The 22,835-nt window shown below is 37.1% G+C and carries 27 protein-coding genes and 2 riboswitches; of the genes, 25 read left to right on the forward strand and 2 right to left on the reverse strand.

Annotation, left to right across the window (positions count from 1 at the left end; translation table 11 throughout):
- Window positions 1–21 precede the first annotated feature (21 nt).
- The 23 genes from FG382_RS17135 to FG382_RS17235 all read left to right on the forward strand — a co-directional run bounded on the left by FG382_RS17135 (window position 22) and on the right by FG382_RS17235 (window position 20,744).
- On the forward strand, window positions 22–1,803 hold the full coding sequence (locus FG382_RS17135) for an acyl-CoA dehydrogenase family protein (protein ID WP_142540105.1): 1,782 nt from the start codon (window positions 22–24) through the stop codon (window positions 1,801–1,803).
- Between the two features lie 82 nt (window positions 1,804–1,885).
- Window positions 1,886–2,248, forward strand: a complete 363-nt coding sequence (locus FG382_RS17140; RefSeq protein ID WP_142540106.1) for an arsenate reductase family protein — start codon at window positions 1,886–1,888, stop codon at window positions 2,246–2,248.
- Between the two features lie 75 nt (window positions 2,249–2,323).
- Window positions 2,324–2,704: a glycine cleavage system protein GcvH gene (gcvH, locus tag FG382_RS17145; protein WP_142540107.1), complete on the forward strand. Its 381-nt coding sequence runs from the start codon at window positions 2,324–2,326 to the stop codon at window positions 2,702–2,704.
- Window positions 2,705–2,780: 76 nt separating this feature from the next.
- Entirely contained in the window at window positions 2,781–3,131 is a 351-nt protein-coding gene (locus tag FG382_RS17150; RefSeq protein WP_093269848.1) for a toprim domain-containing protein, read from the forward strand.
- A gap of 11 nt (window positions 3,132–3,142) precedes the next feature.
- Entirely contained in the window at window positions 3,143–3,463 is a 321-nt protein-coding gene (locus FG382_RS17155; RefSeq protein WP_142540108.1) for a thioredoxin family protein, read from the forward strand.
- A 41-nt stretch (window positions 3,464–3,504) separates the two neighbouring features.
- A riboswitch (SAM riboswitch) is annotated at window positions 3,505–3,609 on the forward strand.
- Between the two features lie 208 nt (window positions 3,610–3,817).
- Window positions 3,818–4,843: a methionine ABC transporter ATP-binding protein gene (locus FG382_RS17160; RefSeq protein WP_142540109.1), complete on the forward strand. Its 1,026-nt coding sequence runs from the start codon at window positions 3,818–3,820 to the stop codon at window positions 4,841–4,843.
- Window positions 4,836–5,504, forward strand: coding sequence for a methionine ABC transporter permease (locus FG382_RS17165; RefSeq protein ID WP_142540110.1), 669 nt, complete (start codon window positions 4,836–4,838; stop codon window positions 5,502–5,504). Before FG382_RS17160 ends, FG382_RS17165 begins: the two co-directional genes overlap by 8 nt.
- A gap of 60 nt (window positions 5,505–5,564) precedes the next feature.
- The gene (locus FG382_RS17170; protein ID WP_142540111.1) at window positions 5,565–6,374 is read left to right on the forward strand and encodes a MetQ/NlpA family ABC transporter substrate-binding protein; all 810 of its coding nucleotides are present in this window, start codon (window positions 5,565–5,567) and stop codon (window positions 6,372–6,374) included.
- 326 nt (window positions 6,375–6,700) lie between these two features.
- Window positions 6,701–6,853 carry a hypothetical protein gene (locus tag FG382_RS22760; RefSeq protein WP_170206569.1) on the forward strand — a complete coding sequence of 51 codons (153 nt, stop codon included), beginning with the start codon at window positions 6,701–6,703 and terminating at the stop codon, window positions 6,851–6,853.
- A 12-nt stretch (window positions 6,854–6,865) separates the two neighbouring features.
- Entirely contained in the window at window positions 6,866–7,270 is a 405-nt protein-coding gene (locus FG382_RS17175; protein WP_142540112.1) for a nuclease-related domain-containing protein, read from the forward strand.
- 527 nt (window positions 7,271–7,797) lie between these two features.
- Window positions 7,798–7,953, forward strand: a complete 156-nt coding sequence (locus FG382_RS23035; RefSeq protein ID WP_211356420.1) for a YuzK family famiily protein — start codon at window positions 7,798–7,800, stop codon at window positions 7,951–7,953.
- 287 nt (window positions 7,954–8,240) lie between these two features.
- A complete protein-coding gene (gene sufC / locus FG382_RS17180) occupies window positions 8,241–9,020 on the forward strand; it encodes a Fe-S cluster assembly ATPase SufC (RefSeq protein ID WP_142540113.1) in 780 nt (259 codons plus the stop codon).
- Window positions 9,021–9,038: 18 nt separating this feature from the next.
- Complete coding sequence (gene sufD, locus FG382_RS17185) at window positions 9,039–10,346, forward strand: Fe-S cluster assembly protein SufD (RefSeq protein ID WP_142540114.1); 1,308 nt, start codon at window positions 9,039–9,041, stop codon at window positions 10,344–10,346.
- Window positions 10,346–11,575 (forward strand): cysteine desulfurase, encoded by a 1,230-nt coding sequence (locus tag FG382_RS17190; RefSeq protein ID WP_142540115.1) that lies wholly within the window; start codon window positions 10,346–10,348, stop codon window positions 11,573–11,575. Before sufD ends, FG382_RS17190 begins: the two co-directional genes overlap by 1 nt.
- The gene (sufU, locus tag FG382_RS17195; RefSeq protein WP_142540116.1) at window positions 11,565–11,999 is read left to right on the forward strand and encodes a Fe-S cluster assembly sulfur transfer protein SufU; all 435 of its coding nucleotides are present in this window, start codon (window positions 11,565–11,567) and stop codon (window positions 11,997–11,999) included. The genes FG382_RS17190 and sufU overlap by 11 nt, the downstream gene beginning before the upstream one ends.
- A 21-nt stretch (window positions 12,000–12,020) precedes the next feature.
- The gene (gene sufB / locus FG382_RS17200; RefSeq protein ID WP_142540117.1) at window positions 12,021–13,418 is read left to right on the forward strand and encodes a Fe-S cluster assembly protein SufB; all 1,398 of its coding nucleotides are present in this window, start codon (window positions 12,021–12,023) and stop codon (window positions 13,416–13,418) included.
- Between the two features lie 122 nt (window positions 13,419–13,540).
- Entirely contained in the window at window positions 13,541–14,392 is an 852-nt protein-coding gene (locus FG382_RS17205; protein ID WP_142540118.1) for a DUF72 domain-containing protein, read from the forward strand.
- Window positions 14,392–15,210 carry a sulfite exporter TauE/SafE family protein gene (locus tag FG382_RS17210; RefSeq protein ID WP_142540119.1) on the forward strand — a complete coding sequence of 273 codons (819 nt, stop codon included), beginning with the start codon at window positions 14,392–14,394 and terminating at the stop codon, window positions 15,208–15,210. Before FG382_RS17205 ends, FG382_RS17210 begins: the two co-directional genes overlap by 1 nt.
- A gap of 54 nt (window positions 15,211–15,264) precedes the next feature.
- Window positions 15,265–16,632 carry a bifunctional metallophosphatase/5'-nucleotidase gene (locus FG382_RS17215; protein WP_142540120.1) on the forward strand — a complete coding sequence of 456 codons (1,368 nt, stop codon included), beginning with the start codon at window positions 15,265–15,267 and terminating at the stop codon, window positions 16,630–16,632.
- A gap of 43 nt (window positions 16,633–16,675) precedes the next feature.
- Complete coding sequence (gene yunB, locus FG382_RS17220) at window positions 16,676–17,452, forward strand: sporulation protein YunB (protein ID WP_229677429.1); 777 nt, start codon at window positions 16,676–16,678, stop codon at window positions 17,450–17,452.
- Between the two features lie 47 nt (window positions 17,453–17,499).
- Window positions 17,500–17,684, forward strand: a riboswitch (Lysine riboswitch).
- Between the two features lie 92 nt (window positions 17,685–17,776).
- On the forward strand, window positions 17,777–19,345 hold the full coding sequence (locus FG382_RS17225; RefSeq protein WP_142540121.1) for a Na+/H+ antiporter NhaC family protein: 1,569 nt from the start codon (window positions 17,777–17,779) through the stop codon (window positions 19,343–19,345).
- A gap of 107 nt (window positions 19,346–19,452) precedes the next feature.
- A complete protein-coding gene (lipA, locus tag FG382_RS17230) occupies window positions 19,453–20,388 on the forward strand; it encodes a lipoyl synthase (RefSeq protein WP_142540122.1) in 936 nt (311 codons plus the stop codon).
- A 14-nt stretch (window positions 20,389–20,402) separates the two neighbouring features.
- Window positions 20,403–20,744: a YutD family protein gene (locus tag FG382_RS17235; RefSeq protein ID WP_142540123.1), complete on the forward strand. Its 342-nt coding sequence runs from the start codon at window positions 20,403–20,405 to the stop codon at window positions 20,742–20,744.
- 251 nt (window positions 20,745–20,995) lie between these two features.
- On the opposite strand, the gene FG382_RS17240 is transcribed toward FG382_RS17235, so the two are convergent.
- Window positions 20,996–21,262: a DUF3055 domain-containing protein gene (locus FG382_RS17240; RefSeq protein WP_142540124.1), complete on the reverse strand. Its 267-nt coding sequence runs from the start codon at window positions 21,260–21,262 to the stop codon at window positions 20,996–20,998.
- Window positions 21,263–21,347: 85 nt separating this feature from the next.
- On the opposite strand from FG382_RS17240, the gene FG382_RS17245 reads away from it, so the two are divergent.
- The gene (locus tag FG382_RS17245) at window positions 21,348–21,809 is read left to right on the forward strand and encodes a DUF86 domain-containing protein (protein WP_142540125.1); all 462 of its coding nucleotides are present in this window, start codon (window positions 21,348–21,350) and stop codon (window positions 21,807–21,809) included.
- Window positions 21,796–22,560: a TIGR01457 family HAD-type hydrolase gene (locus FG382_RS17250; protein ID WP_142540126.1), complete on the forward strand. Its 765-nt coding sequence runs from the start codon at window positions 21,796–21,798 to the stop codon at window positions 22,558–22,560. Before FG382_RS17245 ends, FG382_RS17250 begins: the two co-directional genes overlap by 14 nt.
- Before the next feature lie 19 nt (window positions 22,561–22,579).
- Here FG382_RS17250 and FG382_RS17255 read toward each other — a convergent pair whose 3' ends face one another.
- Window positions 22,580–22,816, reverse strand: a complete 237-nt coding sequence (locus FG382_RS17255; protein ID WP_142540127.1) for a YuzB family protein — start codon at window positions 22,814–22,816, stop codon at window positions 22,580–22,582.
- Between the last annotated feature and the right edge of the window lie 19 nt (window positions 22,817–22,835).

Raw genomic sequence — 22,835 nt, forward strand, 5'->3', positions numbered from 1 at the left:
CTTTTCAAGGGGGAATTTAACATGACGGAAGTAAAACATATGATTAAAGGTGGAAGCTTTTTAGTAGAAGACGTGGATGCAAATCGTATTTTCACACCAGAGGATTTTACAGATGAGCAAAAAATGATTGCGAAAACAGCGGAAGACTTTGTCACAAATGAAGTATTACCGGTAGTGGAAAAATTGGAAAATCACGAGTTCGAACATTCGGTTCAATTACTTAAATCTGCTGGTGATCTTGGCTTGCTAGCAGCAGATATTCCAGAAGAGTACGGCGGAATTGCATTAGATAAAATTTCTTCTGCATTAATTGCAGAGAAATTATCTGTAGCAGGTGGTTTTTCGATTACACACGGTGCTCATGTAGGAATCGGAACATTACCAATCGTCCTTTTTGGTAATGAAGAGCAAAAACAAAAATACTTACCAAACTCCGCTTCTGGAGACAAAATTTCTGCATATGCACTTACAGAGCCAGGTTCAGGTTCTGATGCGTTAGGAGCAAAAACTACTGCAAGGTTAAACGCAGAAGGCACGCATTATGTATTAAACGGAGAGAAACAATGGATTACAAATGCAGGTTTTGCAGATGTATTTGTTGTATACGCAAAAGTGGATGGGGACAAATTCTCTGCATTTATCGTAGAGCGTGAATTCCCAGGTGTTTCTGTTGGAGCAGAAGAGAAGAAAATGGGGATTAAATCGTCTTCTACTCGCACACTTATTTTACAAGATGCCCAAGTACCAGTCGAAAATTTACTAGGTGAGATTGGCCGCGGTCATGTCATTGCGTTCAATATTTTAAATATAGGTCGTTACAAACTAGGAGTTGGAACTGTTGGAGGCTCTAAACGTGCGTTAGAATTAGCAATTTCTTATTCTAATGGGCGTCAACAATTTAAAACACCTATTTCTTCTTTTAATTTGACGAAACAAAAACTAGCGACAATGGCTTCGAAATTATACGCAACAGAAAGCTTAATCTACCGCACTGTTGGATATTTTGAAGAGCGTATGAGTCAGTTGAGCGAAGAAGAACAGAAAGATGGAAAAGCGATTGCAGCATCCATCGCAGAATATGCAATTGAATGTTCTATTAACAAAGTAGTAGGTTCAGAAGTACTGGATTATATTGCGGATGAAGCTGTGCAACTACACGGTGGATATGGCTTCATGCAGGAATACGAAGTAGAGCGTATTTACCGTGACTCTCGTATTAACCGTATTTTCGAAGGAACAAATGAAATTAACCGACTAATCGTTCCAGGTACTTTCCTTAAAAAGGCAATGAAAGGCGAATTGCCACTCCTTCAAAAAGCGCAAAGCTTACAGGAAGAGCTACTTATGATGATGCCTGAAGAGGTAAGTGATGCACCACTAGCGCAAGAAAAAGTATTAGTTGCAAATGCAAAGAAAATTGGTTTGCTAGCAGCTGGTCTTGCGGCACAACGCTTCGGTACTAAACTAGAAGCAGAACAAGAAGTACTTGTGAACATTGCCAATATCGCAAATAACTTATTTGCAATGGAATCGGCAGTTCTACGTACAGAAAAAGCGATTACCCGTAATGGAGTAGAAAAAGCGAATCAAAAACTGCTTTACACACAAATTTTCTGCCAAGAAGCATTTGAAGCAATTGAAAAGGATGCGAAAGAAACGCTCATCGCATCTGTAGAAGGCGATACATTACGCATGATGCTTTCTGCACTTCGCAAACTAACACGAAACACACCTTATAATGTTATCGCTAAAAAACGAGAAGCATCTGTTAAATTGATTGATGCTGAGAAATATGTTGTTTAATAAGCACCTTATAAAAAACGGTGGACCGAAGTGCGGTTCATCGTTTTTTTTGATATGATAAAAAGAAAAAAGGTGAGAAGTAATGACAATACAATTTTTTGGTTATCCTAAATGTAGTTCATGTAATAAAGCGAGCAAGTGGTTGAAGGACAACGATATAGATTTTACATATCATCATATTGTAGAGGAACCTCCTACAAAAGAGTTAGTAAAAGAAATAATTGAAAAAACGGATATCGAATTAAAGAAACTTTTTAATACCAGTGGTACAAAATATAGAGAGTTACAATTAAAGGAAAAGTTACCGAAGATGACCGAGGCAGAACAAATCGAAACGCTAGTATCCGATGGGATGCTTGTGAAACGACCACTTGTTTTTGATGGTAAGCATTTGACGCTTGGTTTTAAAGAAGAAGAGTTTGAACAAATTTGGTCAAACAACTAAAGTAGCTTGTTTTTACTATAAAAATGTGTGAATATTATAGATGAATATATAACTTATTTGAGAGGGGTATAATTTATGAGCACACCAAAAGATTTGAAATTCTCAGAAGAACATGAATGGGTAAAAACAGAAGGTGGAAATGCACGTATCGGTATTACTCATTTTGCGCAATCTGAGCTTGGGGATATCGTGTTTGTCGAGCTTCCACAAGTGGGAGACGAGATTAAAGCAGGAGACCCATTCGGTAGTGTGGAATCAGTAAAAACTGTTTCAGAACTTTATGCTCCAATTAGCGGAAAAGTGGTAGAAGTGAACAGTGAGCTAGAAGATAGCCCTGAATTTGTAAACGAATCTCCGTATGAAAATGCATGGATGATCGTAGTTGAGCCATCAAATGCTTCCGAAATCGATGGTTTATTAACTGCTGACCAATATGATGAATTAATTGCAGAATAATAATTAAAACGCCGGTTAATTGTCGGCGTTTTTTTCATATACTGAGTTAACGATGAATATTAGGGAGAGAAGCTAATTGGCTAATGTATTTAGTGAAAAAGTAATTCTCGTCGAAGGAAGGTCGGATAAGCTTCAGCTTTTGCGACTTCTTGATGAATCCCCAGAAATTATTTGTACAAATGGTACAATCTCCAATGTAAAGCTAGAAGAAATTTTAAGCCCCTATGATGACTTGCCGATCTATGCTTTTTTAGATGCAGATAAATCAGGAGAGCAAATACGCTCAATCGTCCGAAAAGAATATCCAGAAGCAATCCATTTATACACAAATCCAATGTATTGCGAAGTCGCAAATACCCCTTTCAAAGTTTTGGCTTCTATATTGAAACGTGTTAATATTAAAGTGAAAAAAGAATTTTTACTTTAGGATGATGTTTTGTGAAGGAATGGACGCGTGAACAGTGGGAGCATTATAAAAATGACAACGAGCTTTCATTATTCTATCTTTATACACCGATGTGCGGTACTTGCATGGTGGCAAGCAAAATGATGCAAGTGATTGAAGAAATGTTGCTAAATCCAGTGGGCCAAGCAAATATAAATTATCTAGAAAACTTAGCAATGGAATATGAAATAGAAAGCGTCCCATGCTTACTGATCGCCAAAAAGGGACACGTATATAAAAAAATATACGCATTTCAATCCGTTCCTTTTCTGCTAGAAACAATAAAAAAGATTGACGATCAAGCAGTGATGTGATAGTATTCTTCTTACTGAGCTTTACCAATTAAATAATATTACTCTTATTAAGAGTGGTGGAGGGAAGTGCCCTACGAAGCCCGGCAACCGTCATGAAAATGAAATGGTGCCAAATCACACAAAGCAAACGCTTTGGGAAATGAGAGAATGGATAAGTTCTTTTCGATGGATAACTTACTTCCCTTCTGCTCTTTTGCAGAAGGGATTTTTTACTTTATTGTGCAAGATTCAAACCTGCACAATAAAATAATAGCCTCCGGCGGATGCCACAGATTTTGAATTGAGCTAGCTCAATTCAAAATCTGGGCGCAATTACGCCGAGGCGTAATTGATTTAGGAAGGTGTGAGATTTACATGATAAGTTTAAAAGATGTTTCGAAGAAGTTTAAAACGAAACTAGGTACGATAATTGCTGTTGATGATGTAAATCTTGACATAAAGCAAGGCGAAATTTTTGGCATTATTGGTTATAGTGGTGCTGGAAAAAGTACAATGATCCGTTTGCTCAATGGATTAGAGAAACCAACTGCTGGACAAATTATTGTAAATGGAAAAGAAATTACTTCTATAAACGAGGAAAAGCTTCGTCAAGTTCGTCATAAAGTAAGTATGATTTTCCAACATTTTAATTTGTTATGGTCCCGTACGGTTGCAGAAAACATTGCATTCCCTCTTGAAATTGCGGGAGTTCCAAAGGAGCAACGATTGGCACGTGTCAATGAGTTGATTGAACTTGTGGGATTAGAAGGAAGAGGAAATTATTATCCTTCACAACTATCAGGCGGGCAGAAACAGCGTGTAGGAATTGCTCGTGCATTGGCAAATCGTCCAGAAGTTCTACTCTGTGATGAGGCGACATCCGCACTGGACCCAGAAACAACGGACGCTATTTTAGATTTATTAGTTAGTATCAACGAGAAACTTGGTTTAACCATTGTATTAATCACCCACGAAATGCAAGTCATTCAAAAGATTTGTAATCGAGTGGCAGTAATGGAAGGTGGACGAGTTGTAGAAGAAGGGGACGTGCTAGAAGTCTTCCAAAATCCACAACAACCTATTACAAAACGATTTGTTTCACAAGTTTCTGAACCGACGCAAACAATGCAAACGATACAAAATTTATTGGATATTTATCCAAATGGCAAGCTAATCAAACTCACTTTTGTTGGAGAACAAACAGAGCAACCAATACTTTCTAGGCTGATCAAACAATTCGAGCTAGAAGTAAATATCGTGCAAGGAAATATCTCGCATACAAAAAGTGGTGCATTTGGAACATTAATTCTTCAAATAGATGGCGATGCATTAGCGGTCGATGAAGCAATACGATTTATACATGAACAGAAAGTAAGTACAGAGGTGATCAACAATGATTAATACGCTTTTTCCGAATGTTGATTGGCCTAAAATGTGGGAAGCTGCATTCGAAACACTATATATGACAGCAATTTCCACAATTCTAACTGCAATTTTTGGTTTAGCACTTGGGCTATTATTATTTTTAACAAGTCCACATCAAGCATGGGCAAATAAATTAGCGAATTGGTTAACAGGGGCTTTTGTTAATATTTTCAGATCTATCCCTTTTATTATTTTAATCATTTTGCTTATTCCTTTTACGAAATTACTACTTGATACAATTCGTGGTCCGAACGCAGCTTTCCCAGCTCTTGTAATTGGAGCGGCACCATTTTATGCACGTATGGTGTTAATCGGCTTACGAGAAATTGATAAGGGTGTTTTAGAAGCGGCAAGATCAATGGGAGCAAAAACGTCTACTATTATATTGAAGGTTCTTCTTCCTGAATCATTGCCTGCGCTAGTTTCAGGAATTACAGTTACTTGTATTTCGCTTGTTGGCTATACGGCGATGGCGGGAATAATTGGTGCCGGCGGTTTAGGAACACTCGCGTTTCTTGATGGCTTCCAACGAAATAGAACGGATGTCACTTTAATGGCAACGATTTTAATACTGATCCTTGTGTTTATTATTCAATGGATTGGAGACATGGTGACGATGAAGATTGACAAACGTTAGGTGTTTACGGGTCTACCCGATCACATATAAAAATGGGGACAATAGAAGGAGAGAATACAGATGAAGAAGTTTTTAGCTGGAGCTTTATTATCCGTAAGTGCGCTTGCACTAGCAGCTTGTGGAGGAGAAGAAGAAAGCAATAAATTGGTAGTTGGTGCTTCCAACACACCACACGCTGTAATTTTAGAAGAAGTAAAACCAATTTTAGAAGAACAGGGAATTGAATTGGTAATAGAATCATATCAAGACTACGTTTTACCAAATAAAGATTTAGAATCTGATGAACTAGATGCAAACTATTTTCAACATATTCCATACTTAGAAGATCAGATTAAACAATTTGGATATGATTTCGTAAATGCGGGTGGAATTCATATCGAGCCAATCGGATTGTATTCTAAGAAATATAATTCTGTTGAAGAGCTTCCAGAAGGCGCTACAATCTTAATGAGTAACTCAGTTACAGACCACGGTCGTGTTTTATCTATGCTTGAAAGTGAAGGATTAATCAAGTTAGCAGAAGGTGTTGAAAAAACAACTGCTGAAATCTCTGACATTGTAGAAAATCCGAAAAATCTTCAATTTGATCCAAACTATGAACCAGCATTAATGGTTCAATTATATGAAAATGACGAAGGCGATGCGCTACTTATTAACTCAAACTATGCAATCGACGCAGGATTAAATCCGATTGAAGACTCTATCGCAATTGAAAACTCAGATTCACCATACGTAAATATCATTGCAACAAAAGCTGGTAAAGAAAACGATAAAAATATCAAAGCATTAGTAGATGCATTACACTCAAAAGAAATCCAAGACTTCATCCAAAAAGAGTGGGGCGGTACAATCGTTCCAGTAAACGAATAAATAATATAGTCAAGCAGGCACACATATGAAGTGCCTGCTTTTTTATATGCGAGATAATGAAATCGGATCGCTCCTAAAGGGTCTCCATGCGCTCGGAAAGGAATGTTATGCGCTCATAAAAGAAAGTTATCCGCTCGTAAGAAAGTGAATCGCTCGTAAAGGAACCCCATTCGCTCGTAAACGAAAGCTACCCGCTCTTAAGAAAGTGCATCGCTCGTAGAGGAACCCCAAGCGCTCGCGAAGGCGGAGTCTCCGCTCCTAAAGATTAATTCAAACTTATTAGATTTATCAACTTCCATACTATCCTAATTCTGAGGTGATAAAAATTGTTTATTAAAGCGTATTCAAAATCTATTCATTTGGAAGCGATGGAAATGCTTTTAAAGAGGCTTTCTTTAGATCACCCTAAGTATCTAACAGTAACAAATCATATCGGTACTACCAGAGCTGGGGATATTGGGGAAGAGATAGTGTTTTGAGAATTAGAGAATATGCATTTACCTTTTAAATTTTACGCTTTTCATAAGTTATTACTACATGCAGAGAAAGCCTTTGAGTTGGACTTTCTTTTAATCACTCCTTTCGGTGCTATTATTTTGGAAGTGAAAAATATGATCGGTATATTAGAATTAACAGAGAATCCATCACAATTAATTCAACGCAAAGAAACAGGGGACATAAATAAAATTCCTTGTCCTGCTGTCCAATTGAACGATTACAAATATCAACTCTCACAGTTTTTTATTGATCACAATATCCCCATACAAATCTTCGGAGCAGTTGTATTTGCCTCAAGAAAAAGCTTCGTTAAAACCTTCACAAATAAAGCGCAAATTCTTTATAGAAATGAAGTTCGCCCATTCCTTCGAAAGTTTCAAAACTTCCATCCACAGTAACTGAACAAGATATGGAAAAAATTAAAGATGTTCTTCTATTGAGTGATACTCCATTTACTTATTTCCCTCTTTCCAAACATTTTTCAATACAACCAGAAGATATTATTCGTGGCGTTGAATGTACAAGATGTGGATACCTCGGAATGCAAAAAAGAAACCGTACATGGTATTGTCCGTCCTGTAGAAAAAATGATTACTCAGCGTATAAAAACACAGTTACCTCTTACTTTCTATTGTGCAAAAATACTATAACGAACAAAGAATGTAGAGAATTTTTACATTTAAGCAATAGACACGAAGCAAAAAGAATCTTAGCTAACTCCAATTTAACGAAAACTGGAAGTTATAAATCTACGGTATATAAGTTAATAGAATAGTTATAGACAGTCGTTCTTTCTAACAATTTCACTTTAATTTCAAAAAAATGTTTAATATCAATATTCTTGGGTATGTACAATAGTGTAGGTGTAAAATATCGAAAGGAATGATTCATTATCAATTCAGAGGGATTACCTTACACGGAACAGATGGACCACGCATTCAGAGGAGTACACGGATTCGGATATGACGAATTACGGAGCAGTCAAGCCTTACGAATGAAAGTGGAAAAAAGAAGACAGCGAGATTATGAGAAAAGTGTACAAGTTGTTGCGAGAATTGATGCGAAAGCATTTAGAGGCTAATAAGATGAAATCCATGAAGGCATGATCTTCGTGGATTTTTTTTGTTAACACTATCCTCATAGTGAAATCAATTCTCAATTAGAGAGTCGTATTGAAAATATCAACTTATTCCAATTTCCCATAGAGTTTAAGGGAAAAGGTATTAATATCAGGATTTTTCTATGTTTTATATATTAAATAAGAAACTGTTTCAAAAGATTTGCCAGAGACTTCAGTTTGGGTTAAGATTAGAATGATAATAAATTAGAATGGTTAAGCATTCATAGTTACTTAATGGAGGGTATTCAATGTCAACTTTAGTGATTAAGAATTTACACGTTGCGATCGACGGTAAAGAGATACTTAAAGGTGTTAATTTAACAATTAATACAAATGAAATTCACGCAATTATGGGACCAAATGGTACTGGTAAATCTACTTTAGCTTCTGCTATTATGGGTCATCCTAAATATGAAGTAACTTCTGGTTCAGTTGAATTGGACGGAGAAGATGTATTAGAAATGGAAGTAGACGAGCGTGCAAAAGCGGGTCTATTTTTAGCAATGCAATATCCAAGCGAAATTACTGGAGTAACAAACGCAGACTTTTTACGTTCAGCTATTAATGCACGCCGCGAAGAAGGCGAAGAAATTTCTTTAATGAAATTTATCCGTGAATTAGATAGTAAAATGGAATTTTTAGAAATGGACGTAGATATGGCTCAACGTTATTTAAATGAAGGATTCTCAGGCGGAGAGAAAAAACGTAACGAAATTCTTCAATTAATGATGTTACAACCAAAATTCGCTATTTTAGATGAAATTGACTCTGGTCTTGATATCGATGCGCTTAAAGTTGTTTCTAAAGGGATCAATGAAATGCGTGGAGAAGGATTCGGAAGCCTTATCATCACTCACTACCAACGTCTTCTTAACTACATCACACCGGATTATGTGCACGTAATGATGCAAGGGCGCGTAGTAAAATCAGGTGGTCCTGAGCTAGCGCAAAAATTAGAAGCACAAGGATATGACTGGATTAAAGAAGAGTTAGGAATTGAAGACGAGACAGTTGGACAAGAAGCATAAGAAAGGGGACGAATAAGCATGACGGTTGAAACAAAATTGGCATTAACCGAGCAAGATATCCGCTCCTTTTCAGAAGGTAACCAAGAACCAAGCTGGATGACGGAACTTCGTCTGAAAGCATTAGGTGAACTGGAGACACTTCCAATGCCAACACCAGATAAAACAAAAATTACAAATTGGAATTTCACTGAATTTCCTACACATACTGTAGAAAGCAATGCTTACACTTCTCTTGAGGAACTTCCAGAAGAAGTAAAAGCACTTGTGCATGCAGAAGAACAAAAAAATATTTATATTCAGCGTAATAATACACCTGCTTTTGTAACTTTATCAGCAGATTTACAAGCAAAAGGTGTTATTTTTACAGATATTTACACTGCCCTACGTGAGCATAGTGATCTTGTTCAAAAATACTTTATGACTGATGGTGTAAAAGTAAATGAACATAAACTAACTGCACTTCATGCAGCACTTTTAAACGGTGGAGTATTTGTATACGTACCAAAAAATGTTGTAATCGAAGAGCCAGTTCAAGTTATCTATTTACACGATAATGATTCGGCATCTCTTTTCAACCATACCCTACTTGTTGCGGATGAAAACAGTGCTGTAACATACGTAGAAAATTACTTATCTACTGTAGAAAAAACAACAGGCCAAGCGAATATCATTTCAGAAGTAATTGTAAAAGATAACGCGAAAGTAACATTTGGTACTGTAGATGTATTAGCAGAAGGATTTACAACTTATGTTAACCGCCGAGGAGTAACTAGTCGTGATGCAGTGCTTGAATGGGCACTTGGCATGATGAACGACAGTGATACAATTTCTGAGAATGTAACGCATCTTGTAGGTGATAACTCTGAAGGACATGTGAAAATGGTTGTTGTAGGTCGCGGGAAACAAAAGCAAAACTTTACAACAAAAGTTATTCACTGGGGTAAACATACAGAGGGGCAAATCTTAAAACACGGTGTGATGAAAGATGAAGCTTCTTCTATTTTCAATGGTATCGGGAAAATTGAATTCGGTGCAACGAAATCGAATGCAGAACAAGAGTCTCGTGTCCTAATGTTAAGTGAAAAAGCTCGTGGGGATGCAAACCCAATTCTATTAATCGATGAAGATGATGTAACAGCAGGTCACGCAGCTTCTGTTGGCCGAGTAGATCCACTTCAGTTGTACTATCTAATGAGCCGTGGTATTTCAAAACACGAAGCAGAGCGTCTAGTTATTCATGGATTCCTTGCTCCAGTAGTGAACGAATTACCAATCGAAGGTGTAAAGAAACAGCTGACGGAGGTTATTGAAAGGAAAGTTCGCTAATGCTCAGTAAAGAGATTCGAAGCTATTTTCCCATCTTAAACCAAGAGATTAACGGGCACCCACTTGTCTATTTGGACAGTGGTGCTACTTCTCAAAAGCCAGTACAAGTAATTGAAGCAATTAAAAAGTATTATGAATTTGAAAACTCGAATGTTCATCGTGGTGTTCATACACTAGGAAATCGTGCGACGGAAAGCTATGAAGGAGCACGTGAGAAAGTTCGAAAGTTCATAAATGCTAAATCCACAAAAGAAATTATTTTCACTCGTGGTACAACGACTTCTCTTAATACAGTTGCACAAAGCTACGGCCGAGCAAATGTAAAAGAAGGCGATGAAATTGTTATTACGCATATGGAGCACCATTCCAATATCATTCCTTGGCAACAACTTGCGAAAGAAACTGGTGCTACACTGAAATATATCGACTTAGAAGCAGACGGGACACTGTCTTTAGAAAAAGTTCGTGAAACTATAACAGATAAGACAAAAATCGTTTCTATCGTATACGTTTCAAACGTACTTGGTACAATGAACCCAATTAAAGAAATCACACAAATTGCACATGAACACGGAGCTATTATGGTAGTAGATGGAGCACAAGCTGCACCTCACTTGAAAATAGATGTTCAAAACTTAGATTGTGATTTCCTTGCTTTTTCTGGTCATAAAATGTGTGGTCCTACAGGAATCGGTGTTCTTTATGGAAAACAAGCATTGCTAGAAGAAATGGAACCAATTGAATTCGGTGGAGAAATGATTGACTTTGTAGGTTTGTATGAATCTACATGGAAAGAGCTTCCTTGGAAATTTGAAGGAGGCACACCAATCATTGCGGGTGCGATTGGTCTTGCGGCTGCAATTGATTTCCTTGAAGAGATTGGATTAGATGAAATTGAAAAACACGAGCATGAACTTGCTGCGCTTGCGATGGAGAAAATGTCTACGGTAAATGGTCTATCAATATATGGACCTGTAGATCCATCTAAACGAGCAGGAATTGTAACATTTAACTTGGATGATGTGCATCCACATGATGTTGCAACTGTGCTCGACATGAGTGGTATTGCTGTTCGTGCTGGTCATCATTGTGCACAGCCTTTGATGAAATGGTTACAATGTACGGCAACTGCAAGAGCTAGTTTTTATCTTTATAATACTGAGGAAGATATTGACAGACTTGTAGAAGGACTGCGCACTGCAAAGGAGTATTTTAGCGATGTCTTCTAATTTAGATCAACTATATCGACAAGTAATAATGGACCATTATAAAAATCCTCGCAATAAAGGAAGTATTGAGGATGGCGCTTTGACAATTGATATGAATAACCCGACTTGTGGTGACCGTATTCATCTAACACTTCAAGTGGAAGATGGTGTCGTTCAAAATGCCAAGTTTGACGGGGAAGGTTGTTCTATTTCCATGTCATCTGCATCAATGATGACACAAGCGATAAAAGGAAAGAAAATTGAGGAAGCACTTCAATTATCGCATATCTTTTCTGATATGATGCTTGGGAAAGAATACGACGATTCCATTGACCTCGGAGATATAGAAGCATTAAACGGGGTTGCCAAGTTTCCAGCGCGTATTAAGTGTGCAACGCTTGCATGGAAGGCAATGGAAAAAGGCGTTTCAGAAGAACAACAATAAAAGAAGAACGGAGGAATTACGATGGCAAAAAAAATGCCTGAAATTGGTGATTATAAATATGGTTTCCACGATAAAGACGTATCCATTTTCCGTTCAAAACGTGGTTTGACGCAAGAAATCGTAGAAGAAATTTCACGTATGAAAAATGAACCACAATGGATGCTAGATTATCGTTTGAAAGCTTTAGAAATTTTCTATTCTAAACCGATGCCACAATGGGGTGGAGATTTAGGATCATTAGACTTTGACGAAATTACGTATTACGTAAAACCATCAGAAGCTACACAAAAATCATGGGATGAAGTACCAGAAGAAATCAAAGCAACATTTGATAAATTAGGTATCCCTGAAGCAGAACAAAAATACCTTGCAGGTGTTTCTGCACAGTATGAATCAGAAGTTGTTTACCATAACATGAAAGAAGAGTTAGAAGATATGGGGATTGTATTTAAAGATACAGACTCTGCACTTCGTGAAAATGAAGATATCTTCAAAAAACATTGGGGAACAGTTATTCCTTCAACAGATAATAAATTCGCAGCACTTAACTCAGCAGTATGGTCGGGTGGGTCATTTATCTATGTACCACCAGGCGTAAAAGTGGATACACCACTTCAAGCATACTTCCGTATTAACTCTGAAAATATGGGTCAATTCGAACGTACGCTAATCATAGTAGATGAGGGTGCTTCTGTACACTATGTAGAAGGATGTACAGCTCCTGTTTATACAACAAACTCACTTCACTCTGCTGTAGTTGAAATTATTGTTAAAAAAGATGCTTATTGCCGTTATACAACAATTCAAAACTGGGCGAACAATGTTTATAACCTAGTTACAAAACGTACGGTTGTTGAAGAAAACGGAACAATGGAATGGATTGATGGGAACATCGGTTCTAAATTAACGATGAAATACCCAGCATGTATCTTAAAAGGTGAAGGTGCACGTGGTATGACCCTTTCCATCGCAATTGCTGGTAAAGGGCAACACCAAGATGCTGGTGCGAAAATGATGCACTTAGCACCAAATACGTCATCTACGATTGTTTCGAAATCGATTGCGAAACAAGGTGGTAAAGTATCATACCGAGGTGTCGTACACTTTGGACGTAAAGCAACAGGTGCTCGTGCGAACATCGAATGTGATACGTTAATCATGGATAACCAGTCTACTTCGGATACAATTCCATACAACGAAATCTTGAATGATAATATCTCTCTTGAGCATGAAGCGAAAGTTTCTAAAGTATCAGAGGAACAATTATTCTACTTGATGAGTCGTGGATTAAGTGAAGAAGAAGCAACTGAAATGATCGTAATGGGCTTCATCGAGCCATTCACAAAAGAACTTCCAATGGAATATGCGGTTGAGATGAATCGATTGATAAAATTCGAGATGGAGGGAAGCATAGGATAATACCTATCTTTCTGTCAGAAAAGCAACAGGGTGAATGCATATTTCATCCCTGTTGCTTTTTTTGTATAAACAGCTGTCATAATGTTATGATAAAATAACTTGAACAGTGAGGTGACAAACATATGATTAAAATTGGTTTAACTGGTTGGGGAGATCATTCTGACCTGTACGTATCAACTGCAAAGGATAGATTGAAAGATTATAGTGCGCATTTTCCAGTCGTGGAATTAGACACAGCATTTTATGCCATTCCATCTATCAAGAATAGTTCCAAATGGATCAAGGAGACGCCGGATAATTTTCAATTTGTCGTAAAGGCTTATCAAGAAATAACCGGACATTTACGCGGAGAGTCCCATTACGATTCAATGGAAGAGATGTTCGAGCATTATCGAGAGTCCATTCTTCCTTTTAAGGAAGCTGGAAAACTTTCGATGGTGTTAGTACAATTTCCGCCTTGGTTTACATGTGTCAAAGAAAATGTAGAATACATACTTAAAGTAAAAGAAGAATTGAAAGATTTCGAGCTAGCGATTGAATTTCGCCATCAATCTTGGTATTCTTCTAAACTCCAAAACGGGACACTAGATTTTTTAAAGAGTCATCATCTTCACCACACTGTGTGCGATGAGCCGCAAGTTGGAGAAGGCTCTGTTCCATTGATACCAATCGCCACTTCTGAAAAAGTACTTGTTCGATTACATGGACGAAATACATATGGTTGGAAAAACCCGGGTAATAATGAAAAATGGCGAGAAGTTCGTTATTTATACGATTATAATAAAGAGGAGCTCACATCTATTCAAAACAAAGTGGAGCAATTGCAGAAACAAGCAAAAGAAGTAGTGGTATTATTTAATAACAATTCCGGAGGGCATGCGGCAAAAAATGCGAAATCCTTTCAAAAAATGCTCGGCATTGAATTTGAAGGACTTGCTCCGAAACAATTAGACTTATTTGAAGGTGGGATATAATGGAGTGGGTATTACTTGTAGTTGCTGGGTTATTTTCTGGTATAGTTGGAGCATTAGTAGGTTTAGGTGGAGGAGTCATTTTAGTTCCAGCTGTGTTGTTTTTTGGAACGACACTTGCATTAATTCCTAATATTACTCCTCAGAGCGTTGTGGGACTATCTGTCATTATGATGATATTTACAGGTCTTTCTTCCACACTATCGTATATGAAATCAAAAACGGTGGACTTTAGAAGTGGATTTATCTTTTTTATCGGAAGCATTCCTGGAACTATACTTGGTGCATGGGTGAATAAAGGGTTGGATTTACCTTCTTTTAATTTATATTTTGGTATTTTACTTATTGTTTTATCTACCCTTTTACTCGTGCGTGATCGTTTGAAGCCAGTGAGATGGTTTGTGGAAAACGGCAAGAAGCGAACGTTTACGGATGAAAAAGACACATATGTATATGGGTATCCTATTTGGTTTGCTCTCATATTAACATTTGGTGTTGGATTTGCATCTGGTTTGTTTGGTATTGGCGGAGGTTCGATTATTGTACCTGCCATGATTTTGTTATTTTTGTTTCCTCCGCATGTCGCGGTTGGAACATCCATGTTTATGGTGTTTTTATCGGCACTAGTGAACTCGGCAACACATATATCGCTTGGTAATGTGCCGTGGCTTTATACAATTCCAGTTGTTCCAGCAGCATATATTGGTGCGAAAATTGGAGCCAAGTTAAATAAAAAACTAAATTCAGATTCACTTGTTTTGGCCCTTAGAATTGTGCTGTTATTATTAGGTGTACGCTCTATTATTGATGCGTTATTTTAAATTTTATTCGTGCAAGCGAAGCGTATTTGATCCTATAGAAGAGGTGTGTGAAAGGTGAGAGAAACAATCCATATTTATCATACAAATGATTTGCATAGCCATTTAGAAAATTGGCCGACTATTCATCAGTTTCTCTCGGAGCGCCATAAAAACCATAGACCGACTGATTCCTATTTAACACTTGATATCGGAGATCATATAGACCGTTCCAATGTTTTTACTGAAGGTACATTAGGAAAGGGAAACGTTCAATTACTAAATGAAGCGGGTTATGATTATGTCACCATTGGTAACAACGAAGGAATTACGCTTAGTCATGATGATTTAAACACATTGTATGAAGCTGCCAACTTCGAGGTAATTGTGTCCAATTTTACTGATTTAAGCGGAAATATTCCTTCGTGGGTGCTTCCTTATAAAATTCATGTGACACCGACAGGTATACGAATCGGTCTTGTCGCTGCGACTGCTGATTTTGGAGTGTACTATAAACAATTAGGCTGGCATATTCAACCGCCGCTTGATCGATTGAAAGAAGTTTGTAAGGAAATAGAAAAAGACGTAGATGTGCTTGTTTGTTTATCCCATTTAGGCGTGTCCCAGGATGAGATTATGACAGAGAAGATACCGGAAATCGATCTAATTTTAGGTTCACATACGCATCATTTCTTTGAAGAAGGCAAAGTGATAGGAAACACTTTACAAGCTGCTGCGGGTAAGTATGGTGCATATGTTGGGCATGTGACAATCGATTTTGATCATGAGACAAAAACAATTGTATCGAAGCAAGCCATATTGCATGTTACAGATACTTTAGCAAAGCCGAAAGATCTCGAGCTGCAATTGAAAAAGTGGGAAACGCTTGGTAATGAGGAGCTTTCTGATGCTGTTCTTCAGAATGATACCTTTTTACACAAGGATTGGTTCGGTCCTTCGGATATGTCTCGATTTTTCGGTAAGGCTTTACTTAACTTTACGAAAGCTGATTGTGCGATGTTTCCCGCTGGAATATTTTTAACGGACTTACAAAGTGGTCCTATTAGTGCTAGCGACTTACATCGTTGTTTGCCCCATCCGATCAATCCATGTGTTATCACTTTAACAGGAGCAGAACTATTGGAAATAGTGGAACAATCTAAAAATGAGAAATGGCCACACTTAGAGGTAAAGGGACTCGGGTTTAGAGGCAAATACTTAGGGGCTATTATTTTCGATCAACTGATGGAAGATGAGCATGGAGATGTATTTATTGGTGAGGAACGATTGTTACTTAAAAAAGTGTATACCTTGGCTACACTTGATATGTTCACATTTGGTTATTTTTTTCCTTCGTTTAAATTTGCCTCGAAAGAATACTATATGCCGGAGTTAATACGTGATGTAGTTAAGTGGTACGGCAATCAGTTATTGAGCCAAGCATAATGATCCTTCTTATTACATAATAGTAATAAGGGGGATTTTTTGTTTGCTATTTTATCGTAAAAAAAAGCGTTTTCCTTTTTTTTCTGCTCAGCGAAAACTAGCTATACTAATCATGTTATTTATCCTATCCGTTGCAGGTGTATTTTATTTCGTTAACAACCAATTGACTCCAACGTATCTGGATTATGCGGAAGTACAAACGAATAAAATCGCATCCATGGTTATTAGTAAAGCAATTAACTCAAGAACAGCGAACGTTTTAGATGTAAACGATATCATCGAGGAAGTACCATCAACCAATGGTAGCACAAATATGGTAACGACAAAATTTAATACAGAAATCATCAATCGTGTTTTATCGGATACGAACAGTTTGGTGCAAGCCCATCTAGAACAAGCAGAAAAAGGAAACTTATCGAGTTTGCCTTATCTAGATGATATTGAATACGATAAAACAACGATGGAAGATCAAGGCGGAGTTGTATTTTTTGTACCGATGGGGCAGGCAACCAATATTCCGCTAATCGGTAATTTAGGTCCTAAAATTCCTATTCGGTTTCATGTGATTGGAAACGTTCAATCTACTGTTGTACCGACTATCGAAAACTTTGGTATTAATAATGCGTATGTTGAAGTGAGTATTCATATTAAAGTAAATGTCCAAGTTATTGTACCGCTTGCAAGTAAAATGAGTGTTGTTGAACAAAAGATTCCTGTAGCTATGGGATTAGTACAAGGGCAAGTGCCACATATTTATACCGGAGGAGATGGTTCTGCTGCTCCGTCTGTTGAGGTGCCGCTTCCGTTACCTGAAAAATAAAAATTCCAGAGAAAACTTAAAACTACTGTTACAATAGAGAAAATGAATAAATAGGTAGAGGCTGCAGAGCTTAATAGTACTATACAGGAAGATGACGCTTATGATCGTATACGAAAGGAAGTTTTGCCGAAGCTAAATATAGTTCGTCAAACAATATTTAGTTGGGGTTATTCTGAAAAAGAATAACACTGTCATTTATATGTAGAAATATAAATGGTGAGCTACAAAGGATAAATAATCATTTTTATGCTTAAATTCAATAGTGGAAGCCAACCTATATGCATGTGTAGGTTGGCTTTTTTATATTTTGGAGGAGGAAAGGTTTTGGAAAATACGATTTATTCTTTAGTGCCACCGTTACTTGCAATTATTATGGTGCTTGTTACAAAGCGAGTTATTTTATCTTTAGGAGTCGGAATTGTATCTGCTGCGCTTCTCGTAGAAAATTTTGCTCCCGCGAATTCGTTACTATTATTATGGGAATCATTTAGAACCTCTTTTTGGGAAGAAGGGATAAATGCTTCTAATATTTATATTTTGCTCTTTATATTAATGCTTGGAGTAGTCACAGCGTTTGTAAGTTTATCAGGCGGTAGTACAGCATTTGCCGCATGGGCAATTAAAAAAATTAAAACTCGCCGAGGTTCGAAATTATTAACAGCTTTTTTAGGGATGCTCATATTTGTAGATGATTATTTTAATGCGTTGGCAGTTGGTCAAATAGCTAGACCTATTACTGATTCCCATCGCATTTCACGCGCGAAGCTCTCTTATTTTATCGATTCTACTTCTGCACCTATTTGTGTAGTGTCACCAGTTTCAAGTTGGGGAGCGTTTTTAATCAGTCAGTTAGGTGTTATTTTTGCAACGCATGCAGTAACAGCTTATACGCCACTTGAAGCTTTTGTATTAATGGCACCTATGAATTTTTATGTACTTGCAACTTTAGCGATTGTGTTTTTCCTTGCATGGACAGACTTTGACATAATGGAAATGAAAAAGCATGAGAAGAGAGCGATAGAAACGGGAGAACTCTTCGATTCGTCTAAACCCAACCCTGGAAATCTAGAAGGAAATTTCCCGGAAAATAATTATGGAAAAGTAGTGGATTTAGTCTTGCCAATTGTGTCGTTAATAGTAGTGACACTATTTGCAATGTTTTGGACAGGCTATAGATTTTCTGGTTATGAGTTGAATTTATTTGTTATTTTTGAAAATACCGACGTGCCATTTTCTTTATTTATTGGTGGATTAGTAGCGACCATTTTGGCTATCGTACTATATGTTCGACAATTTAATACGAATCCAGAAGCAAGCATTAATTTAGTATGGAAAGCTATCGTAACAGGGATTCGTTCCATGCTTCCTGCAATATTTATTTTAATTTTTGCATGGTCTTTATCCTTCTTGATCAATGCATTAGAAACAGGTGTATTCTTAGCTAATCTCGTAACGGACAATAATATTCCGGTTGGTGTTATTCCAGCATTGCTCTTTGTATTAACGGCATTTATGGCATTTGCTACGGGATCTTCTTGGGGATCATTTGGTATCTTACTGCCAATTGGTGCTAGTATTATCATGGCGATTGAGCCGGAGTTAATACTACCAGTACTTTCAGCGGTTTTAGCAGGAGCGGTATTTGGAGATCATTGTTCACCAATTTCCGATACAACAATCATGTCGGCTACTGGAGCTGGGGTTAATGTAATTGATCATGTTATTACACAATTACCATATGCGATTACTAGTGCGGTTATAGCGGCGATTGGCTATTTAGTTCTGGGTTTATCAGATTCAATATTGATAGGATTTGTTTCGGTTATAGGAATGCTAATTGTATTGTTTGTTGTTTGGAATGCGAAAAATAAGAAGGAAATGGAAGCAAATTAATAATCCATTTTGGCTCTGAAGAGTTAGTTCAGAAGGTTGTTTGAATTCTAATAATATGGTACATTGACAACAGTGTAGTCAGTTTATGAAGAATGGAGTAGGTATGAATGACATCGTGTAAACCAACGAAATCAGAGCATCAACGCAAACCAGATTGGTTAAAAATAAAGCTTAATACGAATGAAGACTATAAAGGTCTAAAAAAATTAATGCGCGAAAATAATTTACATACAGTTTGTGAAGAGGCAAGATGTCCGAATATACATGAATGTTGGGGTTCTAGAAGAACAGCTACTTTTATGATTTTAGGAGCAGTTTGTACTCGTGCTTGTCGTTTCTGCGCGGTTAAAACAGGTCTACCAAACGAACTAGATTTAGCAGAACCAGAACGCGTAGCAGATTCTGTTGTTATCATGAATCTAAAACATGTTGTGGTGACAGCAGTAGCTCGTGACGATTTAAAAGATGGCGGTTCTGAGGTCTTTGCAGAAACTATTCGTGCAATCCGTCGTAAAAATCCGTTTACAACAATTGAAGTCCTGCCTTCTGACATGGGAGGAATTGAACAAAACATCCAAAATATCATGGATGCAAAACCAGATATTTTGAACCATAATATTGAAACGGTACGTCGATTGACTCCAAGAGTTCGAGCTAGAGCAAAATATGACCGCTCACTTGAACTACTGCGTAGAGCAAAAGAAATGCAACCAACTATCCCAACTAAATCTTCCTTGATGTTAGGTCTAGGGGAAACTCATGAAGAGATTTTAGAAGTAATGGACGATCTTCGTGCAAACAATGTAGATATTATGACGATTGGTCAATACTTACAACCTACGAAAAAGCACTTGCCTGTGTTAAAATATTATTCACCTGCTGAGTTTGGAGAATTACGTAAAATTGCAATGAGCAAAGGCTTCTCACATTGCGAAGCTGGTCCACTGGTAAGAAGTAGCTACCATGCAGATGAGCAAGTAAATGCTGCAGCTAAACAAAAACAAGCACAAGGCGAGGAACTTCTAGCTACTCAAAATAGCTAATGGATGGTGATGGAATGATTGTTGCTGAAGGTTTTACATATGAAATTATAGAAAATTACCGAGATGCATATAAAGAAGAGGCTTTTTTGGATCGCTATAGTGAAATTCTCTCAAAGTATGACTATATAATGGGTGACTGGGGATATGGTCAGCTTCGTCTAAAAGGATTTTTTGAAGATCGAAATCATAAAGCGACATTTGATACGAAAATTAGTACGATGAAAGATTATTTATACGAGTATTGTAATTTCGGCTGTGCCTATTTTCTAATCAAAAAAACAGGAGTTGCCCCGAAAGTAAAAGTAAAAGTAGTAGAGGAAACAATACAAGAAAACCTAGAGCAGGATCATTTATGATCTTGTTCTAGGTTTTTTATTTTACTTTGGGTATTAAATCAGTATTTAAGCTCGTTTCAAGGAAAGAAAGGGTTTTAGTTGGAATTTTACAGTTCATAGTTGGAAAAAAGACTGTTTTAGTTAGAAAGCAGAGGTTCAAGGGAGTTACAACCCTTGGATAACATAAAATTAAAGAAAAGAGAGGAAGAAAGCGGGTTTCCACTTTCTTCCTCTTTAAATTTACTGGATAATAATATAATCGCAATAATTTCTCAATTTAGTAATTCTCTTAAGTAATCTCTTAATTCTTCCGCTTCTACTTCTGTTCTATTATAGACATGCTCTAAATAGCCTGGTTCTTCTAAATCATCTGGTCCTAGTATTGCTGCTTTACCGTATTGGATATCCATTACAAGTACTTTTCCAAAAAAACGAGAGCTTTGTAAGATAGCTAAATCATATCTTTGGGAATCTCCTGTAAAACCAACGAATCTCGTTTTTGTATCTTCTACATCATCGTATAAAAAAAATCGCTCCATTTGGTGACACTCCTTCCTTACTACGAATTATGGTACTATAGAAGAGAGGTATATATCAACTGAACATGACTCAGGAGGCTTTCCAATGTATTTTGTAGATCGAAAAAAAATAGCTGAGACAATTGCACATATGAACAAGTTAATAACACTAATCGAAGGTAAAGTAGATTGGCACTCGAATGAACAATCTCAATTAGCTTTAGAGCGCGTTGGACAAAATATCATCGAATCCATTATTGATGTAGGAAATTCAATGATTGACGGTTTTATAATGCGTGATCCAGGTGGTTATGATGATATTATCGACATTTTAACAGATGAAAAGGTTATTCCAGCAGAAATGGATGCACCATTAAAAAAAGTAATTGAATTTAGAAAAGAACTAGTACGACACTTTTATGCAGTTGACCACAAGAAACTAGAGCAAGTACTTATTGAGAATTTAGCTTATTTAAAACAATTCCCTGGATATGTAGAAAATTATTTGCTTCATGAATTAGGACCGGTCTCCGCATTTTTACCGGAGGATTCCAATGTTAAATTATAAGGCCTATTGTTTAGATTTGGATGGAACAGTGTATAGGGGGAAAACACCCATTAAAGAAGCGGTGGACTTTGTGCACTACTTACAAAGCAATGGTATCGAACCTTTTTTTGTAACGAATAATTCTTCCATGACTCAAAAACAGTTGCAAGAGAAAATTGCAAAGATGGATATTCATGTGGAAGTGGACCATATTATTTCTTCTTCCATTGCCGCTGCAAATTATATTGAGGAACATTTTCCTAAGAAATCGGTGTTTATGATTGGAGAAATTGGATTACAAGATGCACTGGCCGCTAAACAAGTAGTTCGGACAGAAGCTATTGCGGATGTAGTAGTGATGGGGATTGACCGTGCTATTAATTATGAAAAGCTTTCAACTGCATGTCTTTCCATTCGAGCAGGAGCAGCATTTATATCGACCAATAGCGATCATGCATTTCCAGATGAAAGAGGATTAGTGCCGGGCAATGGTGCTTTTACAAAATTAGTCGAGTACTCTACCGGTGTAGAGCCAATATACATGGGAAAACCGGAAGCCTTTATGCTAGAGTTTATACAAGAGAAATATGGGTATAAAAAAGAAGAGATGATTATGATTGGAGACAATTATTCAACGGATATTTTAACTGGGATTCATATGGGCATTCACACGGCCCATGTGAATAGTGGGGTGAATCGGACAGAGGAAGTGCAAATGAAACTTTCGCAACCGACGTATTGTTTAGAATCACTACATGATTGGATAAAATAATAAAGAAGAAAATCCACTATTAGAATAGAGGATTTTCTTCAATATATGCATATATTTTTTTCACAAGATCTTCTGGGGAATCCCCTTCGACAACATCTCCGTTTACGATTGCGAGTAATGTTTCGGAGCATAGGGAACAATGACTGAGGCAGCCATATTCTAGTACATCTAAGTTAGGATCTTGTTCTAATATGTCAAAAGCTTCTTGAGAACCATTTGCAAGGTTGCTTATACAAAATTCAACCATAGGATTCATAGCTGTCACCTCACTACAA

Source organism: Psychrobacillus lasiicapitis, assembly GCF_006861795.1.
In the GTDB taxonomy this organism is placed as follows: domain Bacteria; phylum Bacillota; class Bacilli; order Bacillales_A; family Planococcaceae; genus Psychrobacillus; species Psychrobacillus lasiicapitis.